Below are 6,517 nucleotides of genomic sequence, written 5' to 3' on the forward strand. Positions count from 1 at the left end.
CTACTGCTCTACCATAGCCATAAGCACATATCTTATCCTATTCGGACTATTGCGAGAAGTGCTATAGTTCTTTATACCAATCAGATTGCATTATGCACCTGGTATCGAGCGAATGTTTTTCACTAAGCAACTTAGAATAACTTGCAACTATTATTCTTGCAGTTGCCCAGTATCCATGCGGGCCACGCAACACTCATACATATGGACTTCATTGAACGCGGAGGCATATTGAATATTATGCGCCTTACTTCGCCAGCATTCGCTGCTTCCAGCCTGTCTGCTATGACTTTTATGTACTGATAATCATTATACTCACATCCCGGCACCACTGTTTGAAAGCACAGTTCAATGAATTTTAGAAAGTTCATGTTAGACCTCCTATAGTATCACCCAAGTATAGCTCTTTTTANNNTAATCCGAACAGATCATAATATGCTACTGCTCTACCATAGCCATAAGCACATATCTTATCCTATTCGGACTATTGCGAGAAGTGCTATAACCCCTATGGTGTTATCCAAGTGGCCGACACTGGTTCCTTTATGACGGCGTCATGCAAGTAGCTGACACTGGAATGACATCCTTTGATTTTTTATATGGTTATGCAAGAAATCTAGTGTAGATTTTTATTTATTTTATAAGATTGAAGTGTTACAGTAGCGAGCTTACAACACTACTGTTTTGTAAGTTTAGTGAATAAAATTACTTCTTTAACTTTATTGAAGCGAAAAATTGATTTCCATTGCGGTAAATGAGCAACATTATTGAATCTTTACCGTTTTTCTTTACTGCTAAATCAACTTGTTTTTGAAAATCGTTAGTATTTTCTATATCAGTTCCATCCAATTGGATAATGATGTCCCCTTTTTTAATACCACGCAGCGTGGCATCACTGTTACTATCTACATTGGTAACTATCACACCTTTTGTAGGTACATTATTTTTACTTTCTTTTGATTCTTTTGGCAGATTTGAAACAGTTAAACCGGTTACATAATCAGATGTTGATTTATTTTCTTCTTGATTGTTATCTTGGCCATCATTTGTAGATTCTCCGATCACAACTTTAATATTAACCTCTTTGCTCTTTCTAAGTAACTTAACTTGCACTTTTTTCTCAGGTCCAGCTCTCGAAACCATTTGAGGTAATTGTGTCATTCTATCGATTTTTTTACCGTCAAATTCTAATAATATATCACCTACTTTAATCCCACCTTTTTCTGCAGGACTATCCTTTACTATACTTGCAACCAATGCGCCTTTTATATCTTTTAAACACAAGGACTCAGCAAATTCTTTCGTTATAGGCTGAACTTGCACACCAAGCCAACCATGTTTTATTTTTTTGCCACTTTTTAATGTGTCAATAATTGACATAGCTAAATTAGACGGTATGGCAAAACCTATACCCACGTTGCCGCCAGACTCAGATGGAGAATAGATAGCAGTATTAATACCTATAACTTTTCCATTTAAATCAAATAACGGTCCTCCAGAGTTACCCCTATTAATTGCAGCATCAGTTTGAATAAATTCATTCATAGTGCCAATACTAATGTCCCTGGACCTTGCAGATATAATTCCTGTGCTTACAGAGCCACCCAAACCAAATGGGTTACCTATTGCCATAACCGTACCACCAACCCTTGCTTTATCAGAATCACCAAATGCAACAGAAGAAAGATCTTTATCAGAATTAATCTTAAGCACAGCAAGATCAGTTCTTGCATCATAGCCTAAAACTTCCGCTTTGAAATAAGTATTATCGTTCATAGTAACTGTGATATCTTTGGCGTTTTTAATAACGTGATAATTGGTTACTATAGTTCCACCTTTATCTATAATAAACCCAGAACCAAGCAACACCACCTCTTTGTTAACACTAGGGCCCCTATCCATAAAAAACTGATCAAAATGCTCAAAAAACTCTCTAAAATCATCAAAAAAATTATTTCCTGGCATAGATGGAACTCTAGTTCTGCTGTTATTTTCTTGTTTGATGATTTGTTCGCTTGAAATATTTACAACCGCAGGAATGAGTTCTTCCACTAAATCGGCAAGTCCTTGATTACAGTTGCATGCAGTAGTGCTAGCATCAACGACCTTTTTTGCATTCCAATCAAACATATTAGCATACGAAGAAAACGCAATTAGAAAATATGCAAATATAGATAAAATAAATGCCTTGCTTTTCATAAATTATTTCCATCCTTTATTTAAAATATCTAAAAAGTTATTGTTTGGTGAAAGTACAAATTTAGTATTATTTTCGGCAAATGATTTACTGTAAGCGCTCATAGAGCGATAAAAGTTAAAGAACTCTTCATCAACCTTAAATGCCTCATTATAAATTCTAGTTGCTTCAGCATAACCACGGCCCCTTATTTCGTACGATTCTTTTACTGCACTGGAGATAATTTCCCTTTTTAATTTATCAGCTTTTGATCTAACTTCCTGCCCAGCTTGCTCTCCTTCTGCTCTAATTTCTTTTGCTTCTTTTTCCCTTTCAGTTTGCATACGGCGAAATATTGCAGAACTATTTTCTTCTGGTAAATCTGCTCTCTTAATTCTTACATCTATTATTTCTATGCCAAATTTTTCAGCTTCAGAATAAACTCCACGCTGAATCAATTGCATAACCTCTGACCTTTTTTCATTCAACAAACTAATCAACGAGAATCTGCCTATATTTTCTCTTATGTGTGCTTCTATAACCGGATATAATCTTCTAACCAGACCTGATTCATTCCTCACAGCCTGGTAAAAAGTAACAGGATTTGTTATTTTATATTTTGCATACGCATCTACTATAATACGTTTTTGATCCGCTGTTATCACTTCCCTTGGGATCTTATCAGGACTTAAATCTAAAACTCTTTTATCAAGAAACTCTACACTATTTATGAATGGTAACTTAAAATATAAGCCACTTTCCCTAACATCTCTTACAACTTTACCGAGTTGTATAACTATCGCTTGCTTTGTTTCTTGCACAACAAATATTGAATTAGATAAAGCAATCAATAAAACAACAAATACAGAAACAAAAACAATTTTAATATTACTACTCATGGTTATTTTCCTAAATTTGTAAGAGGTAAATAAGAAAATATACCTTTCAGATCATCAGTTACAACAACTTTGTCTACCTTACTGAAAATATTTTCCATAGTTTCAAGATAAATACGATTCTTAACGAGAGAAGGATTCTGTCTATATTCCTCATAAAGAGATAAAAAGCGATTTGCATTACCTTTTGCTTCATTTATTATTTCATTCTCATATGCTTGTGCATCTAATTTTATCTTTATCGCTTCACCCTTTGCTCGAGGTATAATATCATTATTATAAGCATATGCTTCGTTTATAGTACGCTCTTTGTCTGCACGAGCACTTTGTACATCTCTAAACGAACTGATTACTTTTTCTGGTGGATCAATTTTTTTCATTTGAACAGATAAAATCTCTATACCCATTTGGTATCCATCAAGAATCTGCTGCAATAGAATTCTAGTATCTCTAGAAATTTCTGGTCTGCCTTGACCAAGTGCAAAAGAGATCGTATTTTTACCTATTATTTCTCTCATGGCACTTTCAGCAGCATTTTTAACACTGAAACCTGGTTTGTAATCCCGCACTTTGAATAAATAGTCCTTAGCATCTCTAACGCGCCATTGAACCTCGAAGTTAACGTTGACTATATTTTCATCTCCAGTTAGCATCACACCTTCACCGCGATCTGTATCTCGCCCATAAGAACTACTTACCCCAATTTCTTCACGATTTACTTCCTTAACGTTCACTTTAAAAACCTTGCCAATAGGGTAGGGGAAGTGATAACGCAAACCAGGTGTTTCTGTATTAGAATATTTACCAAAGGTAAGTTCTATACTTTCTTCACTAGGATGGACAATATAAAAGCCAGTGCAAGCATAGAACAGCAAAATAATGAAAATGATGAAATAAGGTTTTTTGCCCCTGTTTCTGGTTAATCCATTAAGAAAGAACCTTATATCAGATACAGCTTTACTTAAAATATCTTCATTATTAGGAGTTTTGTTCCCTACCGGTTTCTTTCCCAGATTCCAAGGATTATTATCATCAAACATAATGATTGATTCTATAATTAATACGCTAATATTACTTCTTTAATAAGAAAATGCAAACATAAATTGCTATTTTATTTACAAATTAATCATCAGGATGGAAAACATGATCGTACACTTCCTTTTCTCTATGTAATATGGTCGACTCTATGGAATTTTCTGGCTTTTTTTTGAATTCTTTGTTGTCACTCTTTAAGTGCACTACGTCTTTGTGAAAATGGGAATTATACCTAAATAGTAAAGCTATTATTATTAAAGTTATAACAGCCAAAAAGATGAGTGTTCTTTTTCTATACTTCATAAATGCTGCAGCTTCTTGACCTAATTTTCTATGTTACCACAAAACACGTCAAGCGAAATTATTTGAAGACAAATAAATACTGGCAATCAATTTAACACTAACTTAAGAATCAAGGAATACAATTATAATATATTTAATTAATAGTGAGGTTTAAAATGTTACATAATGAAAAAAATTCAAATTCTGTTGGAACTCAACAAAACCAACCAGAAGATAGTTTTGATTTGAATAAAACGATGCAAAATCTACCAAATTCAGATATTGCTAATGATCCCAAGAAGCTAAAAGAAAGAATTACTGACCTGTTAAAAGGGGATACAAAATTCTCTAAGATGAAACAAGGAGATAAGATTCTTGTAGTAAGTGCAGCAAGTGGATCATTTACGGCAGTACTACCACTTTTGGCAGTTGGTGCAACACTTGCTATACCAGGTGCTATAGTTGGTCTTGCTTTATATTTCGCTGTAAAAGTCGCTGTAAAAACAGTTCAATCTGGATATAAAGGGCTCAAGTGGTCAGCAGAAAAAACAGTTGATGGGGCGAAATATACTGCTGGGAAAGTTAAGGACGCATCAACGTACGCTGCCGGAAAAGTTAGAGATGGTGCTGTGCATGTTAAAGATAAGGTGAAAGAAGGTTATGAACATTCAGTAGATTCACTGAAAAAAGGCGCTAGTTTTGTAGGCGAAGGAGTGGCAAATAAATTCCATAAGGCATCTGGTGAGACGGACTATTTAGATAAGGTAAAAAGGTTTACTCCAGATGCAATTAAGAAATCTGACGAAATAAGAAATGATATGAAAGCAATTTTTGCTGATAAAGGAAATAATTCTGGGTTAGTGAAAAATGTACTTTCTGGAATATCGTAAGAAATTGATTTAAAAATGGCAGAGAAGGCAAAATCAGGGGAGATTGAACATACTTCTGGATGGCAAGTACAGAAAGAATTCATTAATAATTTAAATGAAAAAAGCTTGCATAACTTGTTAACACAAAGGTCATTACCTAAAGGTAGTTATTTCATCGACAGTGTTTTCTCTGAACATTACGATGAAATTAAGAAGGTTATTAAAGAATGTAGAGAAAATCATTTGTACTCAAGCGTAAGCAATATGTTTGACAGAGCAGAGAAAAAAGCTAACAGGCCTTCTGTCAAAAGTTTAACTAGGTCTGTGTCATCATCATTCTCTTCACTGGGAAGAAAAGGCTCTGAACAATCTAACAGCTTGTCAAAAAGCAATTCACTAAATTCTATAGGAACTGAAAGTACTGCTACTGTCTCTGATTCAGATTCTCAGAACTTTGCAACAGTCCGTAGAAGCAATTCATCTAGTAGCTTAACTCCTAAGCTTACTCCAGTTGCTCCACCAGAACTACCTAGAAGCGCCTCATTGACTAACTTAAATGGACAAAGTTCTTTCAGTGAAGATGTTCTCAGTGATCCTATTGTGGAGCAAAACCTGGATAGTTTGAGTAACAGAACTCTCACTCACAGTAATTCTACTGATAGTGGAATGGGTTCTGGTTCTTCTACGCTAACAAGAAAACAAGTTCTTCCTTTAAAAGAAGAATTTGACAGAGAACTCGAAGAAAAGTTGGCAAAACGACGCGCATCTCTAGATCAACCTAGTGCAGAACCTGTCAACTCAAGAGCTACAGCAACTCCAGGAACAGTGTAATAAGTAAAACTTCTACCTTCTCCAAAAGGATGTTACTCAATGAGTAACGTCCTTTTTTTGTTTTTAAACCATAGAAAAATCCTAGATCCCAGCGGTATGCGTACAACCGTATGAACATTGTGATTTCTCTGCTAGGAAAGGTGTCATCCGAGTAGCTGACACTGGGATGGCTTTGTTGCATAGCAACTGAAAAAATCTGGTGGCTACTGACAAAATTCATTATAAAATAGCCATTTAACCTTGAAAGAAAAAATATGCCACAAAAAATGAGGGTCAGTAACCATAGCGAATATAACAAATTTCTAGAAAAAAGAGGAAATATTTTTCATTATATCAACGAAGCCATAGAAAAGTGGTACGAGAATGGTCCAAAAATACCAGGTGGCAACAATATTTATAGCGATAAAGTTGTAATTTTGGTGCACATAATA

Annotated in this window: 4 protein-coding genes and 3 pseudogenes; 2 read left to right on the top strand and 5 right to left on the bottom strand. The window is 34.8% G+C overall.

Annotated features, from left to right (window positions below):
• Positions 1-64: 64 nt before the first annotated feature.
• The 4 genes and pseudogenes from OZD68_RS03240 to hflK form a co-directional block, all read right to left on the bottom strand.
• A pseudogene (locus OZD68_RS03240) lies at positions 65-368 on the bottom strand (hypothetical protein); the annotation flags it as partial.
• A 334-nt stretch (positions 369-702) separates the two neighbouring features.
• On the bottom strand, positions 703-2,196 hold the full coding sequence (locus OZD68_RS03245; RefSeq protein ID WP_182309936.1) for a DegQ family serine endoprotease: 1,494 nt from the start codon (positions 2,194-2,196) through the stop codon (positions 703-705).
• A gap of 3 nt (positions 2,197-2,199) precedes the next feature.
• Complete coding sequence (gene hflC, locus OZD68_RS03250) at positions 2,200-3,072, bottom strand: protease modulator HflC (RefSeq protein WP_155969359.1); 873 nt, start codon at positions 3,070-3,072, stop codon at positions 2,200-2,202.
• 2 nt (positions 3,073-3,074) lie between these two features.
• Entirely contained in the window at positions 3,075-4,109 is a 1,035-nt protein-coding gene (hflK, locus tag OZD68_RS03255) for an FtsH protease activity modulator HflK (RefSeq protein WP_182309937.1), read from the bottom strand.
• Between the two features lie 453 nt (positions 4,110-4,562).
• Here hflK and walE1 point away from each other — a divergent pair.
• Positions 4,563-6,086: pseudogene (walE1, locus tag OZD68_RS03260) on the top strand (actin bundler).
• A gap of 81 nt (positions 6,087-6,167) precedes the next feature.
• Here the strand turns inward: walE1 and OZD68_RS03265 are convergent.
• On the bottom strand, positions 6,168-6,299 hold the full coding sequence (locus OZD68_RS03265; RefSeq protein ID WP_264339097.1) for a hypothetical protein: 132 nt from the start codon (positions 6,297-6,299) through the stop codon (positions 6,168-6,170).
• Between the two features lie 41 nt (positions 6,300-6,340).
• Between OZD68_RS03265 and OZD68_RS06780 the strand changes: the two are divergent.
• Positions 6,341-6,517 (top strand): annotated as a pseudogene (locus tag OZD68_RS06780) (IS5 family transposase); the annotation flags it as partial.

The organism is Wolbachia endosymbiont of Drosophila bicornuta (assembly GCF_028982105.1).
GTDB classification, from domain to species: Bacteria; Pseudomonadota; Alphaproteobacteria; order Rickettsiales; family Anaplasmataceae; genus Wolbachia; species Wolbachia pipientis.

Excerpts from the sequence above, each read along its gene's own strand:
- OZD68_RS03245 (WP_182309936.1), bottom strand. The coding sequence starts at position 2,196 with ATGAAAAGCAAGGCATTTATTTTATCTATATTTGCATATTTTCTAATT.
- hflC (WP_155969359.1), bottom strand. The coding sequence starts at position 3,072 with ATGAGTAGTAATATTAAAATTGTTTTTGTTTCTGTATTTGTTGTTTTA.
- hflK (WP_182309937.1), bottom strand. The coding sequence starts at position 4,109 with ATGTTTGATGATAATAATCCTTGGAATCTGGGAAAGAAACCGGTAGGG.